The sequence below is a fragment of the Balneolales bacterium ANBcel1 genome (genome assembly GCA_029688905.1).
Lineage (GTDB): Bacteria > Bacteroidota > Rhodothermia > Balneolales > Natronogracilivirgulaceae > SLLW01.
The window spans coordinates 178498-203706 of the sequence record JARULB010000008.1 but is presented as its reverse complement, the minus strand read 5'-3'; the positions used below and the strand labels follow the sequence as shown (position 1 = coordinate 203706).

The following is a 25209-nucleotide window of genomic DNA, read 5'->3' as shown; positions in this document are numbered from 1 at the left end:
CCGCAGGCGGCACAGCCGCTTTATATGCCCAAATTGAAAAAGTACGGGTGTAGCTCAATTGGCAGAGCAACGGTCTCCAAAACCGTAGGTTGGGGGTTCGAGTCCCTCCACCCGTGCCACATTTCAGGCATTATCCAACGTTATGAATAAAATTACAGAATATTTTCAGAGTGTAAAGAAGGAGATGGGCAAAGTCTCCTGGCCCACTCAGCAAGAACTCATTGACAGTACGGTGATTGTCGTCGTTTTCTCCATCATAGTTTCTCTGTTTATTTTTGGAGTTGACCGGGTGTACAGTACGGTGCTGGAACTGATCTTTGGTTAAAATGGAAAATCAGCAACGGAACTGGTATGTAGTAAGATGCTTCTCTGGCCATGAAAAGAAGGTTAAAGAGTATCTGCAGCGGGAAATCGTTTTGCAGGGATTTGAGGAGAAAATCACTGAGATACTGATTCCTAGTGAAACGGTTATTGAAGTTCGCGGCGGGAAGAAACGGACCCGTGAGAAAAATTTCTTTCCCGGCTACATTCTCATTGAAGCCGTCTATGATGATGCGGTAAATAATCTGATATCAAACGCACCATCGGTTATCGGCTTTCTGAAAAATGACAAGGAAAGTACGCGTCCGGCTCCGTTGAAAAGAGACGAGGTCGATCGGATTCTTGGTAAAGCCGGCCAGGCGGAAGAAGAAGGCGCGAGTCTAGTAGAAATACCTTTCAAGAAAGGAGACCTTGTGAAAGTTATAGACGGGCCATTCAAGGATTTTGATGGCACTGTCGAGGAGGTTTATCCCGACAAGATGAAGCTGCGGGTTCTGGTGAGTATTTTTGGTCGCCGTACTCCTGTGGAGGTAGATGTAAATCAGGTTGACCCAGAAGCCTGATATTACTCAGGCCGGCCCCTGAAAAGGACAATCAAATACAAGTTGCTATAGAAGAAGGTTAAAACGTTATGGCGAAGAAAGTAAGTCAAGTTATCAAGTTGCAGATCATGGGCGGGCAGGCAAACCCGGCACCGCCGGTGGGACCGGCGTTGGGTCAGGCCGGAGTAAATATCATGGAGTTCTGCAAGGCTTTTAATGCACGCACCCAGGAAAGTACCGGTACTGTTATCCCCGTAGTCATCACGGTCTATCAGGACAAGTCTTTCACCTTTATTACAAAGACCCCTCCTGCGGCTGTTCTGCTGAAACAGGCTCTGAAGTTGAAGTCCGGTTCAGGTGAACCTAACAAGATCAAGGTCGGTACCGTTAAATGGAGTAAATGCAAAGAGATTGCTGAGATTAAAATGAAGGATCTCAATGCGTTTGATATTGACCATGCCGCTGAGATGATCGCCGGTACTGCGCGCAGCATGGGACTAAAAGTGGATCGTAAAAAGTAATCATTTGCAGGTCATATCATATGCCTAAAAGAGGAAAAAAATACATAGAAGCTCAAAAGCTGATTGAGGCCGGTAAGGAATACAGTCTCGAGGAAGCATCGGAGCTGGCAAAAAAGACATCAAATACCAAATTTGATGCTTCGATAGATATAGACATCAAACTTGGTGTGGATCCCAGGCATGCCGATCAAATGGTACGAGGCACGGTTTCCCTGCCTCACGGTACCGGCAAGACGGTCCGGGTTCTGGCTCTTGTAAATCCTTCCAAGCAGGAAGAGGCAAAAGAGGCGGGAGCCGATCACGTTGGTTTGGACGACTATATTGAGAAAATCCAGGAAGGATGGACTGATATAGATGTCATTGTAGCCACACCGGATGTGATGGGAAAAATCGGGCGTCTTGGTAAAGTCTTGGGTCCGCGTGGCCTGATGCCGAACCCCAAAAGCGGAACCGTAACAATGGATGTTGCTACCGCCGTCAATGACGTAAAAGCAGGTAAAATCGATTTCCGGGTCGACAAGTACGGGATTCTCCATTCCTCCATTGGCAAAAGCAGCTTCGAGGCATCACAAATCAGGGATAACGTAGAGGCATTCCTGAAGACTGTGATAAAACTGCGTCCCTCTTCCGCAAAAGGGGCTTATATCCGCAGTGTAACTCTCAGTTCGACAATGGGCCCCGGTATTCCCATTTCAAAATCGGCTGTACAATCCTAACAATCGAACAGTATTAGTTCCATGGCTACATTAGCTGAAAAAAAAGAAATTGTTGCAAACCTGGTTGAACAACTCAAGGACGCCGATGCCCTTTATCTGACCAACTTCAAGGGAATGTCGGTTGCCGAGTTGAATGACCTTCGCAACGAGTTCCGGAAAAACAACCTGAACTACAAGGTATATAACAATACCCTTTTCCGCCGGGCAATTGCAGAAACCGGCAAGTTTGAGGGAATTGTTGAGCATACAGTGAATGAGACCGCCTATACCATTATTCATGGTGAGGCTGCAGTACCGGCCAAGGTACTCAAGAAGTTCATCAAGGACAGAAAAAAACCGGAGTTTAAGGCAGCGGCGATCGAGGATCAGGTCTACACCGCCGACCAGTTGGATACCCTTGCCGCGATGAAATCGAAAGAAGAGGTTATTGGCGATATTGTCGGTCTGCTTCTCAGCCCGGTGAGTAACATTGTCAGTGGCCTCCAGTCGCAGGGATCCACAATCGCAGGCGCGGTAAAAACCATCGCTGAAAAAGAAAACTGAAGAATTTTTTAAACTGAATAACAACAAACGGGAGTACAAAGCAATGGCAGACGTAAAAGAAATAGCTGAACAACTTGTTAATCTGACTGTAAAAGAAGCAAATGAACTGGCTCAGGTTCTGGAAGAAGAATACGGTATCAAGCCGGCAGCTACCGCTGTAGCAGCTGCACCCGCCGCAGAAGGTGGAGGTGAAGCCGCAGAGGAGCAAACCGAATTTACCGTTGTTCTCAAATCACCCGGTGGCAACAAGATTGCGGTTATCAAGGAAGTCCGCGGACTTACCGGACTTGGCCTTAAGGAAGCAAAAGAGCTGGTAGATGGTGCACCAAGTAACATCAAGGAAGCTGTAGACAAGGCAGAAGCAGAATCAATCAAGGAAAAGCTTACCGAAGCGGGAGCAGAAGTAGAGCTTAAGTAACGCCTTGCTTTTATTTTTTACGCCAGGCCAATATCGGGAAACCGGTATTGGCTATTGGTGTCTGTGGGTTTCTCGAGTAAATCCACCACAAACATTTTTTCATGCAACCGTGCGGATTGCCTGAAATAACCGTGTGCGCACATCCATAAACTAAGGACGAGGTAGCCTTGAGTAATAGCAACGCCATCCAATCCCACACAGGACGCATCTCCTTCGCTCGCACCCAGAATGTATTAGACTACCCGGATTTTCTGGATGTTCAAATTGAATCTTTCCGTCGATTTACCCAATGGAATATTGACCCGGAAGATCGGGAAGAAATTGGACTTCAGAAAATCTTTTTGGAACATTTTCCCATTCAGGATACCAGGGAACAGAGCATTCTGGAATTCATCTACTATTCCGTAGATACTCCGAAATATACTATTTCAGAGTGCCAGGAGCGAGGCCTTACATACGCCCTTCCACTTAAAGCCAAGCTGAGACTTTCAGCTTCAGATCCCGGCGATGACGCCAGCGAGACCATTGAACAGGAAGTATTCCTCGGGGATCTGCCTTGGATGACCGAGAGGGGTACGTTTATCATAAACGGATCCGAAAGAGTGATTGTAAGCCAGCTGCACCGTTCGCCCGGTGTGTTTTTCGGCCAGTCACTGCATCCTAACGGCAGCCAGCTCTATTCAGCTCGCGTGATTCCCTTCAAAGGATCATGGATCGAATTTACCACCGATATCAGGGATGTTCTCTGGGCATATATTGATCGCAAGAAGAAATTGCCGGTTACAACCCTTATCCGGGCGCTGGGTTTTTCAACTGACTATGATATCCTGACCATTTTCGATCTGTCTGATGAGATTTCGATCAAGAGCGCCAAGGCCTTCAAGGATGCAGTCGGAAGAAAGCTGGCCACGGATATTGTAGAAGAGGTACTTGAAGAAGTCGTTGATGATGAAACGGGAGAAGTCACGGAAGCCAAAAAGCGGAATATTCTGTTCCCGCGTGATCATGTGCTTGAGGAAGAGGATTTCAGTGCGCTGAAATCGGCAGGCATCAAACAGCTGCATGTCCTCAAATCCGGTGATGAAGAGATGGAGGAGTCCGTAATTCTCAACACCCTCCGCAAAGACACCAGCTACGATGAGGAGAGTGCACTTTCAGAAGTGTATCGCCAAATCCGGTCTGGTGAAATGCCGGATATGGAAACGGCCAGAACCGTTCTGGAGCGGCTCTTCTTCAGTGACAAACGATATGACCTCGGTGAAGTTGGCCGCTACCGGCTCAACAAACGGCTTCATCTGGAAGAGTCCCTTGATCTGCAGGTGCTCACCAAAGATGACATCATTGCGATTATCAAGGAACTTATTCGCCTTAAGGACATGAAATCCCAGGTGGATGATATTGACCACCTGAGCAACCGGCGTGTCAGAACCGTTGGTGAACAGCTCGGACAGCAGTTCGGTCTCGGCCTTGCCCGAATGACTCGAACCATCCGGGAACGCATGAACTCCCGGGATGCGGAGCAGTTTACACCGCAGGACCTGGTCAACGCCAGAACGATTTCCAGTGTCATAAACACGTTTTTTGGGACGAACCAGCTCTCCCAGTTCATGGATCAGACCAACCCGCTCGCCGAACTGACGCACAAGCGCCGGATGTCGGCGCTTGGTCCGGGTGGTCTCACCAGAGAACGTGCCGGATTTGAGGTTCGTGACGTCCACTACACCCATTACGGTCGCCTGTGCCCGATTGAAACGCCCGAGGGTCCGAATATCGGATTGATTTCCTCGCTTTGTGTGCATGCCAAAGTGAACGACTTCGGCTTTATTGAAACTCCATACCGCAAAGTCAAGGACGGCTACGTAAGTACCAATATCGAGTATCTGGCGGCTGAGCAGGAAGACGAGACCGTTATTGCCCAGGCAAACGCACCGCTGAGTGAACAGAAAACTTTTGAGAACGATTTGATCTTCTCGCGGTTCAGGGACAGCAACGTGGGACTTGCATCGCCGGATGAAGTCCGTTACATGGACATTTCTCCAAATCAAATTGTTTCAGTTGCAGCCGGTATGGTACCGTTTATCGAGCATGATGATGCCAACCGTGCATTGATGGGCTCAAATATGCAGCGCCAGGCGGTACCATTGCTCAGGCCGGAAGCACCCATTGTGGGTACCGGACTTGAATACCGGTCGGCCCGCGATTCCCGTGCCCTGATCGTTGCGGAAGGAAGCGGTGAAGTAGTTTATGTCAGCGCCACAGAGGTTCACGTGCGCTACGATCGCGATGAGCTTGAGTCTCTGGCACACTTTGACGATGGCGTTATTGTGTACCATCTCCGCAAGTTCGAGCGAACCAACCAGGACACCACCGCCAACCAGAAGCCTCTGGTGAAATTGGGTGACAAGGTAGTTGAGGGGCAGCCCATTATTGATGGCTGTGCCACCAACAAGGGCGAGCTTGCTCTTGGAAGAAATCTTCTGGCGGCATTTATGCCGTGGAGAGGGTACAACTTCGAAGATGCCATTGTGATCAGTGAACGTGTGGTGTCTGAGGATATTTATACCTCCATCCATATACAGGAATTTGAGCAGCAGGTTCGCGACACCAAACGCGGTGAAGAAGAACTGACACGTGAAATTCCCAACGTAAGCGAAGAAGCAACCCGAAACCTGGATGAAAACGGGATCATCCGCGTTGGAGCCAAAATCAACCCCGGCGACATCATCGTCGGAAAGATTACGCCCAAAGGAGAAACCGATCCCACCCCGGAAGAGAAACTGCTGCGCGCCATTTTCGGTGACAAGGCTGGTGATGTCAAGGACGCTTCCCTCAAAACCCCCCCGGGTGTCTCCGGCGTAGTAATTAACACCAAACTGTTCAGCCGCAAAAAGGATGAGCAACTCTCCAGGAAAGAGGAGAAGGAGTTGGTGGAACAGGAGAACGAGAAATACAGGGAGCAGCTGGCGAAACTGAACGGACAGTGGTCCGAGCGGATGTACAAGCTACTCAAGGATAAAACCTCTCCGGGCGTCGTTGACCATATCGGCAACGAGGTCATCCCCAAAGGTGAAAAATACCGGAAACAAATTTTTGATGGCATCGATCCGTTGATTCTGAAGGGCCGCCAAAGCTGGTGCCAGGATGAAAAAATCAACGGGCACATCGCTACACTGTATCAGAGTTATCGTGATCTCAGAAGAGAATATGAGCGGGATTTGAAACGCCGCAAGTACACGATTCAGGTAGGTGATGAACTGCCCCCTGGTATTGTTCAAAAAGCCAAGGTATACGTAGCCAAAAAGCGCAAACTGGGAGTAGGTGACAAAATGGCCGGCCGACACGGTAACAAGGGTGTTGTGGCCAAAGTGGTACCGGCGGAGGATATGCCGTTCCTGGAAGACGGGACACCGGTTGATATTGTCCTCAACCCGCTCGGCGTACCATCCCGGATGAACCTGGGCCAGATCTATGAAACCATTCTTGGATGGGCAGGTTCCAAGCTGGGTGTGACCTTTGCTACACCTACATTTGACGGAGCGGTTTACGATGACATCCAGGGATGGCTTGAAAAAGCCGGACTCCCCAAAGACGGTCGTACGTATCTCTTTGACGGCCAGACCGGTGAGCGTTTCCAGCAGATGACAACGGTTGGCGTTATCTACATGCTGAAACTGAACCACCTCATCGAAGACAAGCTTCATGCCCGGTCCATCGGACCCTATTCCCTGATTACCCAGCAACCGCTGGGCGGAAAAGCTCAGTTTGGCGGTCAGCGACTGGGTGAGATGGAGGTTTGGGCCTTGTACGCCTACGGAGCTTCCAATATACTGAAGGAGATGCTTACCGTTAAAAGCGATGATGTAAAGGGCCGCTCCAAGGTGTATGAAGCAATCGTGAAAGGTGAAAACCTGCCGGAAGGAACTACGCCTGAATCCTTCAATGTACTTGTAAGAGAGCTTCAGGGCCTGGGACTGGAAGTCAGCATTGAGTGAAACCCTGATGACGGCTTTTCCCTGAATCCGAACAGTTCAACATATTTCAAAATTTAACGGAGGTACATCCTTGCCGTTTACCAAAAGCGAATCCGTTTCTAAAGATTTCAAAAGTTTGCGTGTTTCCCTCGCTTCGGCAGAATCCATTCTGTCGCGTTCCAACGGGGAAGTACTGAACCCTGAAACCATCAATTACCGTACATTCAAACCGGAAAAAGATGGTTTGTTCTGCGAAAAAATCTTCGGTCCGGTCAAAGACTGGGAGTGCCATTGCGGAAAATACAAACGCATCAGGTACAAAGGCATCATCTGTGATCGATGCGGTGTGGAGGTTACCAGAAAGGCGGTGCGCCGTGAACGCATGGGGCACATTACTCTTTGCGTGCCGGTAGTCCATATCTGGTACTTCAAGTCGATGCCCAACAAAATCGCCTATCTGCTCGGGCTCTCTTCCAAAAACCTGGACAAGATTGTCTACTACGAAAATTTTGTCGTAGTGAAACCGGGTCTGGCGCGTGACCTCGGGTACAAGGTGGGCGACATGATCTCCGAGGAGGAGTATTATGACATCATGGGCCAGCTTCCGGAAGATCACCGCAATATCGAGGATGATGATCCGGACAAGTTCGTTGTGAAGATGGGGGCCGATGCCGTTGAGTCCCTGTTGATGAATATCGACCTTGACAAGGATGCCTACAAATACCGGGAGTCGGTGAAGCACGAGACTTCCGCCATGCGCAAGAAGAAGCATCTGAAGCGCCTGCAGGTGATTGAATCCTTCCGTGCCGCCAATATGAACCGCGAAAATCGTCCGGAGTGGATGGTGATGCGGGTCATTCCCGTGATTCCGCCCGAGCTTCGCCCGCTGGTGCCGCTGGAAGGTGGACGCTTTGCTACCTCCGATCTCAACGACCTTTACAGGCGTGTGATCATCCGCAATAATCGTCTGAAGAGACTGATCGACATAAAAGCGCCGGATGTTATTCTTCGCAACGAGAAGCGAATGTTACAGGAGGCGGTTGATTCCCTGTTCGACAACTCCCGGAAGATGAATGCCGTCCGGAGCAACAACCGGCCGCTGAAGTCACTTAGCGATATGCTGAAAGGAAAAAGCGGCCGCTTCCGCCAGAATCTTCTGGGCAAGCGGGTTGACTATTCCGGACGTTCGGTGATTGTCGTCGGACCCGAGCTTAAGATGCATGAGTGTGGCCTGCCCAAGGAGATGGCCGTTGAGCTGTATAAGCCGTTTATTATCCGTCGCTTGATTGAACGTGGCTATGTGAAAACGGTGAAAAGCGCCAAAAAGGTGGTGGACCGCCGGGATGATGTTGTCTGGGATGTACTCGAAAAAGTGATTGACGGCCATCCCGTTATGCTGAACCGTGCACCGACGCTTCACAGGCTTGGTATCCAGGCCTATCAGCCGGTATTGATTGAGGACAAGGCGATCAGGCTCCATCCGCTCTCATGTACGGCGTTTAACGCCGACTTTGACGGGGACCAGATGGCGGTTCACCTTCCGTTGAGCCATGACGCCATTCTCGAGGCATCTGTCCTGATGCTGGGTTCCCACAATATTATGAACCCGGCCAACGGCAGCCCGGTAACCGTACCTTCACAGGACATGGTTCTGGGTATCTATTACCTCACGAAAATGGGCGAAGGAGCTCTTGGCGAAGGAAAAACATTTGCCTCGGCGGATGAAGTGAAAATCGCCTACGACCGACGGTACATCGATCTTCATGCCAAAATCAATGTGCGCATCACCCGAAAGGATGGTGACAGGGAAGTCCGGGAACTGGTCAAAACAACTACCGGCCGGGTACTGTTTAATGAAATTATTCCGGATGAGCTGGGATACATCAATCTCACTTTTGGAAAGAAAGAGCTCCGTAACCTGATCGGGGCGGTGTTCGCGAAGACCGGAACCATGCGTGCCGCAAAATTTCTCGATGAGATGAAATACATCGGGTTCGAAACGGCTACCATGGGTGGACTCTCTTTCAGCCTTGAAGATATCGTTATCCCGAATGAGAAAGCCGAATATATCAAACAGGCCCAGGCTGAAGTCAGGTTGATCCAGGATCGCTACGAGAATGGATTTATCACGGACAATGAGCGTTATAACCAGGTCATTGACAAATGGACGAGCACCACAAACCGGGTTTCCGAGACTCTGTTCCAGGCATTGACCAAAGACAAGGGCGGATTCAACCCGGTATTCATGATGGCCGACTCCGGTGCCCGGGGCTCGAAGGAGCAAATTCGGCAGCTGGGCGGTATGCGTGGATTGATGGCCAAACCGCAGAAAAGTTCTCTGCAAACCGGTAATGAGGTTATTGAGCAGCCGATTCTGTCCAGCTTCAAGGAAGGATTGACCGTACTGGAATACTTTATTTCTACTCACGGTGCCCGAAAGGGTCTGGCGGATACCGCTTTGAAAACAGCGGATGCCGGGTATCTTACCCGCCGGCTGGTTGATGTGTCTCAGGATGTGATCGTAACCGAAAATGATTGCGGGACACTGCGTGGAATTCGGATTCAGGCACTCAAGGACAACGAAGACATCGTCGAAAGTCTGGAGGATCGGGTACTCGGAAGGGTATCCATGCACGATGTGTACGATCCGCTTACCGATGAGCTCATCGTAGGTGCCAATGAAATGATCGATGAGGAGGTTGCCTCCAAAATCGCTGAAACTTCTATCGAGGAGGTGGAAATCCGGTCGGTACTCACTTGTGAGTCTGCCCGTGGCGTTTGTGCGAAATGCTACGGCCGTGACCTTTCTCGGGGCAAGCCCGTTCAGGTGGGTGAAGCGGTCGGCGTTATTGCGGCGCAATCGATTGGTGAACCGGGTACCCAGCTTACACTCCGTACCTTCCACGTGGGAGGTACAGCCTCCAGGCTTGAATCGGAGTCGCAGCACAAGACCAAGTTTGCCGGAAAGGCGGTATTTGAAAACCTTCGGGCCGTTGAATATGACGATGGAGAGGAGGTTACCACCGTTGTGCTTAGCCGTGCCGGTGAAATCAAGATTGTCGATGACACCGACAAGGTGTTGATCACATACAACATCCCGTACGGATCCGAACTGCTTGTGGAAGACGGAGACACGGTTCCCAAGGGAGTGCCGATCTGCCGCTGGGATCCTTACAACGCTCTGATTTTCTCTGAGCTTGACGGACATATCGAATACCGTGATATCATGCACGGTGTCACCTACAAGGATGAAACGGATTCCCAGACAGGTCACAAGGAAAAAGTAATCACGGACTCCCGTGACCGGAGCCTGGTTCCGACCGTCATTGTCAAGGGTGAAGGAGACCGCATCCGGGAAACCACCCTGCCGGTTGGTGCCCACGTGGTTGTGAACGACAAGGAGCGGGTTTCTGCCGGACAGGTTCTGGCGAAGATTCCGCGGACCTCGGCCTCCAAGTCGAAGGATATTACCGCTGGTCTGCCGCGGATTACCGAACTGTTCGAGGCGCGTCCTCCGAAGGATCCCGCCGTGGTCACCGAAATTGAAGGGATCGTCAAAATGGGATCCCGGAAACGGGGATCGCAGGAAGTGATCGTCACCAGCAAGGACGGCACCGAGAGCAAAACCTACCTGATTTCCCTGGCCAAGCACATACTGGTTCAGGAGAATGACTTTGTAAAAGCCGGACAGGCACTCTCCGATGGTATTATCATGCCTCAGGATATTCTCAGTATCCTCGGCCCCTATGCCGTTCAGTCCTATCTGGTGAATGAGATACAGGAGGTCTACCGACTCCAGGGTGTGAAAATCAGTGACAAACACATCGAAACCATTGTCCGCACAATGATGCAGAAGGTGGAGATCACGGATCCGGGAGACACGATGTATCTTGAGGGCGATAAAGTGGACCGGTTTGAAGTTAACCGAACCAACGATTCGCTGATCGGGAAATACGTCGTCACCGACTCCGGTGACAGCGAAATTCAGCTTGGAACCACGCTTGAGCGTCGCGAGATTCGCACGATCAATTCGAAGCTCATCGCCGAAGACAAGAAAGAGATTGAAACTCGTCCCGCCGAACCGGCCATATCCAAACCGATTCTTTTGGGTATTACCCGGGCCGCCCTGTCTACAGACAGCTGGCTGTCGGCGTCATCCTTCCAGGAGACTACGAAAGTTCTCACGCAGGCAGCGATTGAGGCGAAAGCCGATAATCTGATGGGCCTCAAAGAGAATGTTGTTGTGGGTCACCGTGTTCCTGCCGGTACGGGCCTGAACAGGTATCAGGACATTATCGTAGGATCAAAAGAGGATATGGAGGATGTCGGTGCAGCAAGCCGTGTCTTCCAGGAACTTGGAGCCGATACCACATCCGTTCAGGATGTAAAACAGGACAAAGACTAAATAAAAAGGGAGCTCACAAGGCTCCCTTTTTTATTTCCCGCTATTTACACGATTGAAGGCGTTGCACCCCGGATGAACCCGGTCGCCGCTACATGTTGTTTTGTAACTCTGCCATGAAAGGCTGGCAGGGAGCGATGCGGGAGCACTCCGTTTAAAGCCGGAACATGCCGGGTTTTTCACCACTGGGGAATGCCAAAAGCCATTCTCTCATCACAGCTGTTTGCATGCGTATCACATCTTCCCGAAAAAAAACGGTTGCATGGATACAGGGATGCGGATCGAGGTTCAACCCAACGTCACTTCGTCTGATTATTTCTTCTTGGCGTCGCCGATGTTTTCAAGAAGCTTTTCCGCTTCGGTAATCAGGTCTTCCGCCCTTTTTTGAGCCTCTTCCACTACCAGATCGCCCTCCTTTTTGGCATCCGAAACGATGCTCTTCTCATACTGAAGTCGGTCTATCAGGTTGCTTAACTCGTCCATGTAGTTGTTCAGGCGATAACTGATTCGATCCCGGGTATTGGCTCCTTTGTCAGGGGCATACAGCAGCGCCAGCATGGAGCCGATAATCGAGCCTGAAATTACTCCGAACAGAAATCCTTTTGGAAACGTGCTCATATCGCGATGGTTTAAAATGTGCGTAACTCTTCCTTGTTGCTATTACGTCTAAAATAATACTTTTCTTGTATATTGAGGTACTGTTAATTCAATCCATAGAGATGCGGGGATCATGCGCGCAGTACTCCACATGGTTTACCATGTATATGACATGTAATGGAATATGCGGAATCATCCATAGTTCGGGTCACTGCTCATAGCCCGGGTCGCAGAAGCGATTCGGGTTATCGCCATCAGGCAGCGGCGAATTCATACAAGCGCAGCAATGGTTGCCTGGGGCCGGCTGCTGCAAGTCACAGGTTGGCGTTTACCAGAGGCAGCAAACGCAACCCGGCAGGATTGTTTCCCGCATAGTTGAGTAACCCGATTTGGACTCCGTTGAGGTGTCTGGCAAAATTATACAGGCCTATTGTGAGACCATGCTGGGTTCCCTTGATTCGGTTGTGGGCACCAATACTCACACCGCGCAGATACGCGTCTTCCTGAAGCCGAAAGCGCAGAGGAGCAATAAAAAGCCCGGTGGCGGAACCATATACTTCGGTAAACAAACTTGCGGTAACGCCGTTTATCTGATTACTTCCCATGCCAACGCCGCTAATATGCAGCCCCCGGATCTCTTGTCCGGCTACTGTGCCCATTCCGGTAAGACTCACACCCGTTATTGATCCGCCGGTTCCGATACCCAGGCCGGCCACTGCGAGTCCGCTTAGCCGTAGCCCTGACCCGATTCCTACCGCAGAGAGCATCACCCCGCGAATGGATTCTCCGGATCCAATCCCAAGCCCGCCAAATGTTAGCCCGTGAATGGGACCTCCCGAACCTACCCCGAGCCCGGCAAGGGTGATGCCTGAAATGGATTCGCCGGAACCGGCACCGAGGCCTGCCACTGTAATTCCACGAATACTGCCGCTGGAACCGATACCACCCAGGCTAAGCGCTATACCGCTGATTTTTTCACTGGATCCGACACCTATCCCCCCAAAAGTTACCCCCTGTACCGGTCCGCCTGATCCCAATCCCAGGCCGGCCAGATGTACCCCGCTGACTCCCGATGCTGAACCCGCTCCAAGTCCGGCAACTGTAATACCTCTCAAATGTCCGCCCGCTCCCACTCCAAGTCCCGAAACCGTGATGCCCCTGACAGATCCACCTGAACCCAGGCCCAATCCCGAAAGATGTATGCCATGGGCGGATTGTGCATATCCGGCACCAAAAACCGCCAGGCTGATCCCTCTGAGCTGCCCGCCGCCCGTGAGCGGCAGTCCGATGGCAAGGCCGCGGATCCGGCTGTTGGCAAGATCAAAATCTTTGGGTTGCCGGATGGTCATGTTGATTCCGTTGATGACACGGAGGTTGTGATCACGATAATTGATTCTGACTCCGTGCACTACCGGCACATCACCGATGCCGAGACCGTAGTTGCGGTACGTCAGGGACAGCTGCAGCGGCTGCTCAAAAAGAAAGCGCTGTTGCCGCTCATCGCCGTCTCCGGTAACATTGTCGGCACTGGAGAGCCCGAAAGTGGCGGCTACGGATACATCCGAAAGAAGCAAGAAAAACAGGAAGCAAATAAGTGCGGGAAGTTGTGTTGATTTCATGATCGGGCACGTTGGGTCTGTATTCACTGAAAGAAAAGTTCTCGGCGCTTCAGTTCAAGGCGTTACTGAACCGAATGCAGGCAAGCCGGATTGAACCCTGCAGGATCCTGCTGTTCAGAGATTTACGGTAAACAAAGGAAAAGTTGCAAAAAAAGTGGATGGTGGAAATCACACTTCAGTTTTGAACCTGTCTGATGTAACCGTCATGGCCGCGACGCTTGAGGCGATTCAGGTCACGGCTGGCCTCGCCCGAACTGCGATATCTTCCGAAATAGACACGGTAAACCTGACGACCGTCGACCTGCCCGGTGGTTACCCTGCTTCCGCGAACCTGACTTGAGTAGGCTTCTGCCTCGGGCCTGCTGTTGAATGAGGCGAGCTGGATGGTGAACTCTTCTCTCCGGATGTTACCGGGCCCGCGGGTTCGGATGGGTTTCTCGGAGCTGACAAGCACCAGCCGCACTGGCGCAATGCCGCTGTCCAGCATGTCGATTTTTCGGGCGGCTTCCCTGGACAGGTCAATGATCCGGCCTCTGGCATACGGTCCGCGGTCATTGATTCTGACCGTAACTGATTTGTTGTTGTTCAGGTTCACCACCCTGACGACCGTGTTGAACGGAAGGGTACGATGGGCGGCGGTCAGCTCATTTTGATTGTAGATCTCCCCGTTTGCAGTTTTTTTACCATGAAAACCGGGACCGTACCAGCTGGCCTCTCCCTGGTCAATGACGCGGCCGGTCCTGGTGGTGGCACAGGAGGCAACCATCAGGGATAGCAGAGCAAAAAGCAGGAGGCGGTTCATCCGTTTGCAAGGCGTGTCAGTCGATGGGCCGGACACGGAAAATATAAAATTTATTGTAACCGGTTTCCGGCATTCCGGGCAGTTCAGGGTGATCTGCAGGGTGTGATCCCCTGTGAAGCAGCTGAACCTGCTTTTTACTGTCTTTGCAGGCACGTTGGACGGATTCCATGAAAGCAGCATCGGTTATGTGATGAGACCGGCACGAGGTGGCAAGAATACCGTCGGGCCGGAGTACATCCATGGCCCATTTGTGAAGATTGCGATGTGTGCGAAGTGCCGTGCCGACCGATTTCCTGTTGGGTGCGAAATCCGGCGGGTTTACATTTACGACATCATATACATCCTTGCTGTGGGCCATCTGCGGAAGACGTTTGGACAGGTCGCCCTTCCAGGTGGAGATGATATCGTTCAGCTGGTTCGCCTTGATGGTTGCCTCGGCAAGGGCAATGGCTGTGTCGGAGTTGTCGGCCGCCATTACTTCAGCGGCGCCCGAACGTGCGGCGTGGATGGCGAAACTGCCGTTCCTGCAAAATATGTCGAGTACCCGATCGCCTTCCGAAACCATCCGGCCAAACATCAGACGATGATCGCGCTGGTCGATGTGAAAAGCGTCCGGTCCCTCTTCTGTAAGATCAACCGGAAACGATACGGATCCTTCCGTTACCATAACCGGCATATCAGCAGCCAATCCGGCCTGACCCTCATCATCCCCGATAAAAACGGGTTTCTCAATTGCCAGACCTTCTCTTTCCCTGTGCGGATGATCCCTTTTCAGAATAATAAAATCGGGATCGGCAATTTGTTTTACAGCGTCGACAATCAGATCAAGATGATTCTCCATGCCGGCCGTCACGCATTGAATCACAAAACCGCGGTCGTATCGGTCGATCATCAGTCCCGGTAGTTCGTCACCTTCCGCATTGACCATACGGCAGGCTGAGGTATTTTTGATGACCCTGTCCCGAAGGGCAAAGGCGAGCCGAATGCGCTCGGTGAAGAAGGCACCGTCAATGGAAAGGTCTTTGCGGGTAAGCAACCTGACGGCAATAAGGGCATGCGGATGGTAGAACCCCGTTCCAACAAACCCCTTTTCAGCATCAAAAATCCGAACAACAGAGCCCGGCTCCAGGGATTTTTCGGGCTGCAGCAGTTCATTGCTGAACACCCATAAATGTCCTTTTCTGATGCGTTTTTCTTTTCCTTTTGCGATGTGTACGGCTGGGGGGGACTGCTTCATGATTCGGGGCTGTTAGTAGAGATGTCACTTCCTGTTCAGAAACAGCGGCAGGTATCGAGAAACGCAAAATCCGGGTTGGAAATCGTTGTTTTTCTCGGGACGCTGTATCATATTGAAGATAGGCTTTTTTTACAAGCAACCCGATACCATTTTATTCAATTGGAGGTGTAATATGACTGGAAAGGTTACGCTGGAGTGCCTGGAAGGAGATATTACCAGGCAGGGAGATCTTGATGCCGTTGTGAATGCGGCCAACGCGGAGTTGCGGCCAGGCGGAGGTGTTGCCGGTGCGATACATCGGGCGGCCGGACCCGAGCTGGAGGAGGCTTGCCGGCCTCATGCCCCCATCAAGCCCGGTGAAGCGATTATCACTTCGGCATTTGGTTTGCCGAACAAGAAAATTATTCACTGTCTGGGGCCGGTGTACAATATCGACAGGCCGTCGGATCAGCTGCTGGCCCAATGTTACCGGAACAGTTTGATGCTGGCCGACCGGGAAAAGATGACATCCATCGGCTTCCCCGCTGTTTCCACTGGGGCTTTCGGATATCCGCTTGATGAAGCCGCAGAGGTGGCGGCATATGCGATCCATGACACGATGCGGCACCTCGGCAATATCAAACTGGTCCGAATGGTACTGTTTTCGCCGTCCGACCGGGAGCTGTTCTGCAAGGCTCTCGCAATTACCTGAACCTGGAATGGCAAGGGGCTGTCCTCATTTGGCCGATGGGCAGGGCAGGCAGATACAGGTTTGATAACAAACACCTGTACGCGATGAACTAACGCGGGGCGTTTTCGTCAAAACATCAGTAATATCGGATGTCTGTTTTATTTCTATATTCCGGTATTACTATAACTATTATTATGCTATTGCAGCTCAAGTTTTTAAGTGAGTGCATCGGCCATTATTTACAGGATTATTATGAAACGCTCGTCACGCCCTTTTTCCTACCGTGGATTTGTCTCCATGCTGATGGCATTTTGTTTTGCAGGATTGGCTGTATCCGGTGTGATACTGTATATAGCCCCGCCCTGCAGCATCGCTGCGTCAACCAACTGGAGTGTGCTCGCTCTTTCCAAAGATCAGTGGGCGTCACTACACCAGGTTATGGCGCTGGTGATTCTGATCCTTGCGCTTATTCATCTGTTTATTTTTAACTGGAAAACGTTCTGCTGCTATTTACGACGGCGCAAAGCCGCAAGGACGGCCGCGAAACAGGATTCATCGGTCGCGACGGAGACAGGATCCTGGTGGAAACAAATTCCCAAAGAGGTATTGGTAGCCGTAATTGCGGCGATAATTCTCTATGCAGGCGCCATTGCCATGATAGCTCCTTTCGGGTGGCTGCACGATGGGCACGACGCGATCAGGGATCATTACCGGCAGGAAATGCCGGCCGGTTCGGGTGAAGGCCGTTTCCGGGGCGAGGGCACTGAAGATCTCCGCGGTGACGCAGACGGCAGGGGCGGCATCGGAGATGGAAGGGGACAGGGCGAAGGCCGTGGATCAGGAGAAGGCAGAGGACGGGACAGATAAGAAAAACCTCTTCTTTTATTTACATTTTTTTATATCATGTAGCATACGTAGTTATTTTTCTGAAACCCATCAGCTATTATTTCTTTCCGGGTTTTCTGTAACCCTTGCATGGCCTTATCGGCAAGGGGATATGTGCATGCCTGCCGGCCTTTTGCGATGGGATGGCAGGTGAGTTGTGGTATTTCATTCCAAACTTCAGTCCATACTGCCATGAGGAAAAACTTTTTTTCACTCTCCACAAATACTATTGTGGCGGCACTTCTGGCATTTCTGGTTGCAGGAAACACAAGCATATACGAAGTGACCGGCCGTCTGGTAGACTCTGACGGCAATGCAATAGCAGGTCACCAGGTGCTTCTGGTCTATGACAATGACCATCAGCTTGCCACCGGCCACAGCAACGAACAGGGCTATTTTTCCCTTACCTATCAGTTTGATGGGACATCTGCCGATCCATTCGATGATTCCGGGAGAGTAACGGAGTTCCGGCTGGGCTCATCCTATCCCAATCCTTTTAACCCCGTGACAACCGTCCCGTTCCATGTACCCGAAGCGACACAGGCCATAATCGGCATCTATGATATTCTGGGACGTCAGATCATGGAGACCCGAACCCAGGTGGGCGTCGGCACTCATCATATTGAAATTAACCTTGGCGGCGGTCTTGCACAGGGACAATATCTGCTGCGGGTTCGCGGAAACGGGTTTTCGCTTACCCGGTCCATGACATACATCAGCGCGGGTATCAGCAGTGGAACAGCCGGAATTGTACTGCGTCCGGCGGGGATCCAGAGGCGGTCCATGACTCCGGCACGCATTGCCGGCAATGAAGTGAGCAGGACCTTGCACCTGGTTCTGGTGGCTACCCATGAGTTTGAGACAAAGCGGGTTCCTGTGCCGTTCCTCAGCAACCATGACACCGGGGAGCTTGCACTGTCCAGAAGAACACAAGGTAAAGTAACCGATATTGATGGTAATTCATACCGAACCACTGTCCTTGGAAACCAGGAGTGGATGGCAGGAAACCTGCAGGTAACGCGCTACAATGACGGGTCCCAAATTCCAACCGGCCTGAATGATAACGATTGGGAAAACACAACGACCGGAGCCTATACGGTGTATCCACATGAAAGAGTCGGCGGTTTGGACAGCGCGGGCGAAGTGGTTCAGGCCTACGGCAAACTCTACAACTGGTTTGCCGCGAATGATGCAAGAGGCTTGTGCCCTGACGGTTGGAGGGTGCCGGATGAAGGGGACTGGAATGAGCTGCTGGCTCATTTACAGACGGAGCACCAAATTGAAAATACCAATACCGTAAATGGAGCCGGAAACGCGCTTAAGTCATGTCGACAGGTGAATTCGCCTTTGGGAGGAGAGTGTGACACTCCGCAGCATCCCCGCTGGAATGCGCATGGCACACACTACGGGTCGGATCTTTTGGGCTTTTCCGCACTTCCCGGTGGACTTCGGGAGCTGGATGGCTCCTTTTATGAGATTGGAGAACTTGGCTACTGGTGGACTGCGAACGAAGGGAGTGCAGATGACGGAAAATTCATCGACTTGAATAATGCATTCGGTTGGGTATGGTTCGATATGGATGACAAACAGATGGGTTTGTCCGTTCGCTGTATCAATGATGCGGACGTCAGCGACCCGGCTCCTCCACCGGAAACAGAAAAGACCTATCATGAAAATTTTCAAGCGAACGATGAGTCCGGCTGGGTCTTTCTGACCCCGGATGGAGAGGTCTCGGTTCAGAATAGTGAGCTTCGGTTTTCAACCAATGATGATGAAATAGTTCACATGCTCCTGCCTATAGAGGCAACAAGGGATGACTTCTCATTCAGGGTGGTGCCGGGAAGCCTCCATCAGGGAATTGAGAGCGGAGGTTTTGGCCGGGCAGGATTCAAATCAGTGATTACATACCATATCGAAGACGAAATCTCTGTGATGTACACTGAGGATATCCTTTCTCATGCCGATGGCGAGTTGACAACACTGGCTACGTATCCTGTTCCTGATAATTTAAGCAGCATGCAGCTTGATGTGTCCCGGGAGGGCAATAATATGCACATTCGTGCCTATGCCAACGACCACATGTTTTATAGCGGTGTCCTGCAGCATGTTGATGAGGGATTATTTAGTGGACAGATGGTCATGTATGTCCATAAGGATGAAACGGGGTCGATTCCTGTAAGCTGGTCACTGGATGAAGTCAGAGTCGATTATATTCCCTATCTCGATGTGAATGCTTCGTTTCATGAAAACTTCACCAACATGCATGCCCCATGGTTCCGATCCGGGGATCCTGACATCGTGGCCCAGTCGATCACGATAGCGAACAACCGCCTGAACTTTAACGCGAGAAACATTGGCGAACTCAGTGTGCTGTCGCCGATGGGACCCGTTCAGGACTTTACTATCGAGGCCCATGGAGGTGCAAGAGGCTCTCATGATTCCGAATTCGCTATTTCCCGGATGTTCGATTATAAAAACTATATTTCCGTCTTTTTTGATGATGATGAATTGTTCCTGGGCTACGCCCACGGTTCGATATCACCGCAAATTCTTGCAGAGGTAAGTATCCATCCCGGAGATGTCTCGAAATTGAAATTTTCCGGCAGTCAAATCGGGACGGATCTTCAACTGTCTGTCTGGGCTAACGATCAACTGGTACTTACCGGAACGATTCCGAATGTACCCCGGAGACTGGCCACCGGCCATCTTGCCATATCATATTTAGGTGGGAGCGTGACAGACTCATACCTGGACTATATCCTCATTGAGCAGGAATATGGCAATGGGGGTGACGGCGAGTGGCCCAGGGATACCGAAACGGCTGTCGTTGAGGTCATTACGCCCACCGGTCGTGTGTGGATGGACCGCAACCTCGGCGCTTCCCGCGTGGCAACGGCCAGTGATGATGAACACGCCTATGGAGACTTGTACCAATGGGGGCGTGCGGCCGACGGACACCAAAAGCGTAACTCACCAGCTACCAGCACACTGAGCAGCTCCGACCAGCCGGGACATGGAAATTTTATCCTCGCACCTGACAGCCCGTATGACTGGCGTAGCCCGCAGAACGATAATCTCTGGCAGGGTGCTGGCGGGACTAACAACCCTTGCCCTGTCGGTTATCGACTGCCAACCGAGGCTGAGTGGATGGCTGAAGTGGAAACCTGGAATAGCGCAGATGCCGCCGGGGCGCTTGCCTCCCCGTTGAAACTGCCCATGGCGGGCGGACGTAACAGCGCAGGTGTGCTATTCCTAGAGGGGTCGCACGGCGGGTACTGGTCCGGTACCATAATCAATACACATGCGAGGCTATTCAGCTTCAATGATGACGGTGTCTTAATGGGTAACCCAAACCGGGCTCTCGCACGACCTGTGCGCTGTATCAAGGACTAAAGCCCTGCACAGGTTTTTCGCTGTTATAACGGATGACGGAAGACAGACCAACGCTTTTCAAAAAAAAAGCCATATGGCGTCTTATACAAACGCTATATGGCTTTTTCGATGTGCCGAAGGCGGGACTCGAACCCGCACGGGATTGCTCCCACACGCCCCTGAAACGTGCGCGTCTACCAATTCCGCCACTTCGGCATGAATTCTCGAGGAATCGAAAAAAAATCTAATTCTTTCAAGAATTAAAAGATAAGGACTCTTGCTGAAATTTCAATGGTCCGACCTCAAAGATTTTTAAAAAACCTGATGCAGCATGTCTCTGTAGTCATCGGTCAGGTTGACCTGTCTCCGCTTCATGATGGTTTCAATCGTTTCAATAGCTTTTTCAAAGCGGTATTTCTGAATTCCTTCCGGTGAGACCCAGCTGAACGAGGGGATGTGTTTTGGTGGGAAATCCGTTGTGAAAATGTTCGTGCAGACACCGCTTAGCGTGCCGGCAGACAGGCTGGTATTGATGGCTGTCTTTCCGTGGTCACCCATGACCGCCCCAAAAAACTGCTGGCGGGTGTCGAACTCTTCACCGGTTGGCCATTCCGGTATTCTGACACTCTTGTAGTTGTTTTTGAGGTTTGATGTGATGGTGTTGGCGCCAAGATTGCACCATTCGCCGATCAGGCTGTTGCCCAGGAACCCGTCGTGCCCCTTGTTGGAGTAGCTCTGTAAAATGACATTCTCTACCTCGCCGTTGAGCTTGCAAACGGGTCCGGCGGTAGTGCCGTTACTGATTTTGGCGCCCATCTTAACGGTCGACTTCTCACAGATGGCAACGGGGCCCAGTAATACCGCGCCGTACATCACATGGCTGCCGGGACCAAGGTAGACCGGTCCGGCGGAGGCGTCGATAACCACCCCGGGATCAATCCGGGCACTTTCGGCGGCATGGATCCGGTCCGCGTTTACCAATACCACCCGCGGAAAAGCCGAAACAGGGTCAATTGCAGGCTCCCGGAGCAAATCGATATCCCGTTCAATTTCCCGCCCGTTGTTCAAAAAGATGTCCCATAAACCGGCAAGCCAGGTTCCCGCGTTGGTGCTCCGGCCGTCACCCGCCAGCGACGACGCAACGGGATGTAATGCAAACTTGCGATGCTTATCATCTTGCAGCCGGGCGGCCACGACCTTCCCGTTACGAAGCAGATAGGAACCCGGGCTGAGGGAGACAGCCTGGGCGGCCGCATCCTCATCAGGAAGCCACCGCGCATTAATCCAGAGACCCTCCCGCAAATCAGCGGGATTATCCGCAGGAAACACTCTCGTCAACGGTTCTCGTTGAATCCTCGCAAAGCGATTTGTGCCCAGTCGCTTAAGCCATTTTTCGCGTATGGTGAAAATTCCGATGCGAAGGTCATCCACCGGACGGGTAATTGTCAGTGGGGCGAACTGCAGGTCTCCGCGGTCCTCAAAAAAACAAAGCGGGACAGTGATGTCTGAACTCATATCCAAAAGGCGTTAATAGTCAGATTAACTGATGAATTGACATTAAATATAGCGGATTTAACCCCAAACCAAAGGGCGGCATTCGTTAGAGAATCATTATTTTTTTGGAATCCCTGTATTTTATAAATTCCCGGAGCCACTCAAAATAACCGCAATGCAAAAGTGTGTTTTTTAATGACTAGCGGTTGTGAAGGAAGAGAAAAACCGGTTTATCATAGTGCCGAACAGGAGAGATGTCAAATTAGCATGTTTATTTTGCAAATGGTTATTACGGATGGCAGTCAGCATTGAAGAACAGAGTCAGGCATAAATCGATCAGATTGAAATACTAACTAACAGATCAAGAACGCGTATGTGCGGAATAGTCGGGTATATTGGAGAAAGAAAAGCATCGGAAGTCATCTTGAAGGGATTGCAGCGCCTTGAATACCGGGGATACGATTCGGCCGGTATTGCGGTATTGAATGAAAAAATGACGGTTGTCAAGGCGAAGGGGAAAGTGAAACAGCTGGTTAGCATGGTTGAGAAGGATGATGTCGCGGGTCACGCTGGTATCGGCCATACACGCTGGGCAACCCATGGCGAACCGAACGATGTCAATGCGCATCCCCACAGCGGTGCCCGCAGAAAGTTCGCGCTGGTTCACAACGGTATCATTGAAAACTACGATGTGCTGCGGCAGGATCTTCAGGCAAAAGGCCACTCGTTTCTGGGAGAGACAGATACGGAAGTGCTTGCGCATCTGATCGAGGAGATCTACGACATGAGCGACACCGACTTTTTCCATGCCGTGCAGCAGGCCCTGTTGCAGGTAGAGGGTACTTACGGGATTGCGGTGGTTCACGAGGACAGCCCGGATAAAATTATCGTCGCCCGCAAGGGGTCACCACTGCTGATCGGTGTCGGTGAAGGAGAGCATTTCGTGGCTTCCGACGCCTCGCCGATTATTGAGTACACCAAGAAAGTGGTCTATCTGGAGGATGAAGAGCTTGCAGTTATCAGCAAAGACGGATACGAGGTTTCAACACTGAAGGATGTGCCGCTATCCAAGGAAGTTCATGAACTGGCCATGAGCCTCGAGCAGATTGAAAAAGGCGGTTTCCCCCACTTTATGCTCAAGGAGATTTTTGAGCAGAGCGACACGATAGCCGACTGCCTGCGCGGCCGACTGATGGTCAATGACAATCGGATTCAGCTGGGCGGCCTCACCGGTTTTGTCGAAAAACTGTCCAATGCCCGCCGTGTCATCATTGCCGCCTGTGGAACCAGCTGGCATGCCGGTCTGGTCGGCGAGTATCTGTTCGAATACCTGGCCCACATGCCGGTTGAAGTGGAATATGCCTCCGAATTCCGGTACCGGGAGCAGTTGATCGACGATAAGGATGTGATGATCGTGATTTCTCAGAGTGGTGAAACCGCCGATACACTTGCGGCCCTCCGTGAAGCCAAAAAGCGGGGAACAACCGTGTTCGGTATTTGCAATGTCGTAGGCTCCACCATTGCGCGGGAGACCGACGCAGGGGTGTATACCCACGCCGGACCCGAAATCGGAGTCGCTTCCACCAAAGCGTTTACGGCTCAGGTTACCATTCTGGCAATGATGGCCATGCTTATGGGCCGCGAGAACAATGTCATTTCGGATGAGCATATGAAACACCTGGTGCGTGAGTTGAACTCGGTCCCACGAAAAGTGAATGAGATCCTCCGGGACACTTCACAGATCGAGGCCATTGCCAGGCTTTTTACCTATGCCCCCAACTTCCTGTATCTGGGGAGGTCCTACAATTTCCCCGTTGCTCTTGAAGGTGCGCTCAAGCTGAAGGAGATCTCCTATATTCATGCAGAGGGCTACCCCGCCGCCGAAATGAAACACGGTCCGATTGCCCTCATAGATGAGCACATGCCGGTTGTCGTGATTGCCGCCACCGATCATACCAACGACAAGGTGGTGAGCAATATCGAGGAGGTCAAAGCGCGCAAAGGCCGGATTATTTCGATTTCGTCGGATGGCCAGTCCGATGTGGCAAGGCTCGCCGAATTCAGTATCACCATACCCGAAATCCATGATTGCCTGACGCCGCTGCTGACCGCTATCCCGCTTCAGTTGCTGTCCTATTACATTGCTGTCAACAGAAAATGTGATGTGGACCAGCCCCGAAACCTGGCGAAAAGCGTAACGGTCGAGTAGTTTTTTCCCGGTGTCTGTTCGGCTGGAATTTCCGACTATCAGGGTGCCGAACTGTTACTGGTTCACGGACTTGTTTCTGTCAGTGTGGAAGGCGGGCCAAGGACTAGAACCGCATGTCAACCAGATGTGCTCTGGTTTTTGTTTTGATGCGACCTGCCGGTACGATTTGCCGGTGACATTTCGTTTGAAATCCATGAGTCAACGAAATCAAAATAAGAAGCGGCCCGCAGACGGCGATACTCCCCCGGGCGGCGAACAGATCCTTCGGATCAAGAATATGGTATGCGACCGCTGCATCATGACCGTAGATGCGCTGCTTCGGCAGCATGGATTCCAGGTCGACAAGCTCACAATGGGAGAGGCGTCCATTTCACCGCCACCGGCCGAGCCGGAGCTGAAAAAGCTGGAACAGGCCCTGAAGCAAGTTGGTTTCGAACTTGCAAGAGACCGCCGCGAGGAGCTGGTTACCGCCGTCAAGTCCCAGCTCATTTCCTATCTCAGGCAGGTGGAGTCGCACGGCAATCCACCCCTGGTTTCGGAATTCTTGTCGGAAAAATTGCATAGGTCCTATCCCACCATAAGCCGCGCTTTTTCCGCATCGGAGGGTTTGACAATTGAAAAATACCTGATACGGCTGCGTATTGAACGGGTTAAGGAGATGCTAGCTCATGGCGACCGAACCCTCAGTGAAATCGCCTGGCAACTGGGATACAGCAGCGTTCAGCATCTTTCCTCCCAATTCAGAGCCATAACGGGTTCTCCGGTTTCAGAATACAGACAGAATAGCGGATCGCCCCGGATGAAACTGGATGAAATTTAGGGGTGGATGGGTCCCGCTCCCTTTCTTGCCGCCATCACCCTTCCTGCTATACGGCATGTCAGATCCGGCC

General features: G+C 51.5%; 18 protein-coding genes and 2 tRNA genes. 14 read left to right on the top strand and 6 right to left on the bottom strand.

From position 1 onward, the window contains the following. The first annotated feature begins 43 nt into the window (after positions 1-43). From QA596_11885 to rpoC, 9 genes are all read left to right on the top strand, one after another. Positions 44-119 (top strand) — tRNA-Trp (locus QA596_11885). Positions 120-142: 23 nt separating this feature from the next. Next, positions 143-325, top strand: a complete 183-nt coding sequence (gene secE / locus QA596_11880; protein MDG5768162.1) for a preprotein translocase subunit SecE — start codon at positions 143-145, stop codon at positions 323-325. A gap of 1 nt (position 326) precedes the next feature. Beyond that, positions 327-884, top strand: coding sequence for a transcription termination/antitermination protein NusG (gene nusG, locus QA596_11875; GenBank protein MDG5768161.1), 558 nt, complete (start codon positions 327-329; stop codon positions 882-884). Positions 885-952: 68 nt separating this feature from the next. Continuing rightward, positions 953-1384, top strand: coding sequence for a 50S ribosomal protein L11 (rplK, locus tag QA596_11870; GenBank protein MDG5768160.1), 432 nt, complete (start codon positions 953-955; stop codon positions 1382-1384). Between the two features lie 20 nt (positions 1385-1404). Continuing rightward, positions 1405-2100, top strand: coding sequence for a 50S ribosomal protein L1 (gene rplA, locus QA596_11865; GenBank protein MDG5768159.1), 696 nt, complete (start codon positions 1405-1407; stop codon positions 2098-2100). A gap of 21 nt (positions 2101-2121) precedes the next feature. Continuing rightward, complete coding sequence (gene rplJ / locus QA596_11860) at positions 2122-2643, top strand: 50S ribosomal protein L10 (protein MDG5768158.1); 522 nt, start codon at positions 2122-2124, stop codon at positions 2641-2643. A 43-nt stretch (positions 2644-2686) separates the two neighbouring features. Then, positions 2687-3061 carry a 50S ribosomal protein L7/L12 gene (gene rplL / locus QA596_11855; GenBank protein ID MDG5768157.1) on the top strand — a complete coding sequence of 125 codons (375 nt, stop codon included), beginning with the start codon at positions 2687-2689 and terminating at the stop codon, positions 3059-3061. A 167-nt stretch (positions 3062-3228) separates the two neighbouring features. After that, a complete protein-coding gene (rpoB, locus tag QA596_11850) occupies positions 3229-7053 on the top strand; it encodes a DNA-directed RNA polymerase subunit beta (GenBank protein MDG5768156.1) in 3825 nt (1274 codons plus the stop codon). 70 nt (positions 7054-7123) lie between these two features. Further along, positions 7124-11437: a DNA-directed RNA polymerase subunit beta' gene (gene rpoC, locus QA596_11845; GenBank protein MDG5768155.1), complete on the top strand. Its 4314-nt coding sequence runs from the start codon at positions 7124-7126 to the stop codon at positions 11435-11437. A gap of 309 nt (positions 11438-11746) precedes the next feature. Here rpoC and QA596_11840 read toward each other — a convergent pair whose 3' ends face one another. The 4 genes from QA596_11840 to QA596_11825 all read right to left on the bottom strand — a co-directional run bounded on the left by QA596_11840 (position 11747) and on the right by QA596_11825 (position 15689). Then, entirely contained in the window at positions 11747-12052 is a 306-nt protein-coding gene (locus QA596_11840; GenBank protein ID MDG5768154.1) for a YtxH domain-containing protein, read from the bottom strand. A 293-nt stretch (positions 12053-12345) separates the two neighbouring features. Then, positions 12346-13650, bottom strand: coding sequence for a hypothetical protein (locus QA596_11835; GenBank protein ID MDG5768153.1), 1305 nt, complete (start codon positions 13648-13650; stop codon positions 12346-12348). Positions 13651-13825: 175 nt separating this feature from the next. Further along, positions 13826-14452, bottom strand: coding sequence for a septal ring lytic transglycosylase RlpA family protein (locus tag QA596_11830; protein ID MDG5768152.1), 627 nt, complete (start codon positions 14450-14452; stop codon positions 13826-13828). Between the two features lie 16 nt (positions 14453-14468). Further along, positions 14469-15689: a class I SAM-dependent rRNA methyltransferase gene (locus QA596_11825; protein MDG5768151.1), complete on the bottom strand. Its 1221-nt coding sequence runs from the start codon at positions 15687-15689 to the stop codon at positions 14469-14471. A gap of 172 nt (positions 15690-15861) precedes the next feature. Here QA596_11825 and QA596_11820 point away from each other — a divergent pair, with 172 nt between their 5' ends. The 3 genes from QA596_11820 to QA596_11810 all read left to right on the top strand — a co-directional run bounded on the left by QA596_11820 (position 15862) and on the right by QA596_11810 (position 20637). Then, positions 15862-16380, top strand: coding sequence for a macro domain-containing protein (locus tag QA596_11820; protein ID MDG5768150.1), 519 nt, complete (start codon positions 15862-15864; stop codon positions 16378-16380). Positions 16381-16611: 231 nt separating this feature from the next. Next, positions 16612-17226: a DUF4405 domain-containing protein gene (locus tag QA596_11815; protein MDG5768149.1), complete on the top strand. Its 615-nt coding sequence runs from the start codon at positions 16612-16614 to the stop codon at positions 17224-17226. A 210-nt stretch (positions 17227-17436) separates the two neighbouring features. Next, the gene (locus QA596_11810) at positions 17437-20637 is read left to right on the top strand and encodes an FISUMP domain-containing protein (GenBank protein MDG5768148.1); all 3201 of its coding nucleotides are present in this window, start codon (positions 17437-17439) and stop codon (positions 20635-20637) included. A 111-nt stretch (positions 20638-20748) separates the two neighbouring features. Here QA596_11810 and QA596_11805 read toward each other — a convergent pair. Both QA596_11805 and QA596_11800 read right to left on the bottom strand, forming a co-directional pair. Next, positions 20749-20832 (bottom strand) — tRNA-Leu (locus QA596_11805). A 96-nt stretch (positions 20833-20928) separates the two neighbouring features. After that, complete coding sequence (locus QA596_11800; GenBank protein ID MDG5768147.1) at positions 20929-22131, bottom strand: putative sugar nucleotidyl transferase; 1203 nt, start codon at positions 22129-22131, stop codon at positions 20929-20931. Positions 22132-22483: 352 nt separating this feature from the next. Here QA596_11800 and glmS point away from each other — a divergent pair, with 352 nt between their 5' ends. Then, positions 22484-24319, top strand: a complete 1836-nt coding sequence (gene glmS / locus QA596_11795) for a glutamine--fructose-6-phosphate transaminase (isomerizing) (GenBank protein ID MDG5768146.1) — start codon at positions 22484-22486, stop codon at positions 24317-24319. A 193-nt stretch (positions 24320-24512) separates the two neighbouring features. Next, positions 24513-25139 (top strand): AraC family transcriptional regulator, encoded by a 627-nt coding sequence (locus tag QA596_11790; GenBank protein ID MDG5768145.1) that lies wholly within the window; start codon positions 24513-24515, stop codon positions 25137-25139. Positions 25140-25209: the final 70 nt, after the last annotated feature.

Excerpts from the sequence above, each read along its gene's own strand:
- secE (MDG5768162.1), top strand. The coding sequence starts at position 143 with ATGAATAAAATTACAGAATATTTTCAGAGTGTAAAGAAGGAGATGGGC.
- nusG (MDG5768161.1), top strand. The coding sequence starts at position 327 with ATGGAAAATCAGCAACGGAACTGGTATGTAGTAAGATGCTTCTCTGGC.
- rplK (MDG5768160.1), top strand. The coding sequence starts at position 953 with ATGGCGAAGAAAGTAAGTCAAGTTATCAAGTTGCAGATCATGGGCGGG.
- rplA (MDG5768159.1), top strand. The coding sequence starts at position 1,405 with ATGCCTAAAAGAGGAAAAAAATACATAGAAGCTCAAAAGCTGATTGAG.
- rplJ (MDG5768158.1), top strand. The coding sequence starts at position 2,122 with ATGGCTACATTAGCTGAAAAAAAAGAAATTGTTGCAAACCTGGTTGAA.
- rplL (MDG5768157.1), top strand. The coding sequence starts at position 2,687 with ATGGCAGACGTAAAAGAAATAGCTGAACAACTTGTTAATCTGACTGTA.
- QA596_11840 (MDG5768154.1), bottom strand. The coding sequence starts at position 12,052 with ATGAGCACGTTTCCAAAAGGATTTCTGTTCGGAGTAATTTCAGGCTCG.
- QA596_11835 (MDG5768153.1), bottom strand. The coding sequence starts at position 13,650 with ATGAAATCAACACAACTTCCCGCACTTATTTGCTTCCTGTTTTTCTTG.
- QA596_11830 (MDG5768152.1), bottom strand. The coding sequence starts at position 14,452 with ATGAACCGCCTCCTGCTTTTTGCTCTGCTATCCCTGATGGTTGCCTCC.
- QA596_11825 (MDG5768151.1), bottom strand. The coding sequence starts at position 15,689 with ATGAAGCAGTCCCCCCCAGCCGTACACATCGCAAAAGGAAAAGAAAAA.
- QA596_11820 (MDG5768150.1), top strand. The coding sequence starts at position 15,862 with ATGACTGGAAAGGTTACGCTGGAGTGCCTGGAAGGAGATATTACCAGG.
- QA596_11815 (MDG5768149.1), top strand. The coding sequence starts at position 16,612 with ATGAAACGCTCGTCACGCCCTTTTTCCTACCGTGGATTTGTCTCCATG.
- QA596_11810 (MDG5768148.1), top strand. The coding sequence starts at position 17,437 with ATGAGGAAAAACTTTTTTTCACTCTCCACAAATACTATTGTGGCGGCA.
- QA596_11800 (MDG5768147.1), bottom strand. The coding sequence starts at position 22,131 with ATGAGTTCAGACATCACTGTCCCGCTTTGTTTTTTTGAGGACCGCGGA.
- glmS (MDG5768146.1), top strand. The coding sequence starts at position 22,484 with ATGTGCGGAATAGTCGGGTATATTGGAGAAAGAAAAGCATCGGAAGTC.
- QA596_11790 (MDG5768145.1), top strand. The coding sequence starts at position 24,513 with ATGAGTCAACGAAATCAAAATAAGAAGCGGCCCGCAGACGGCGATACT.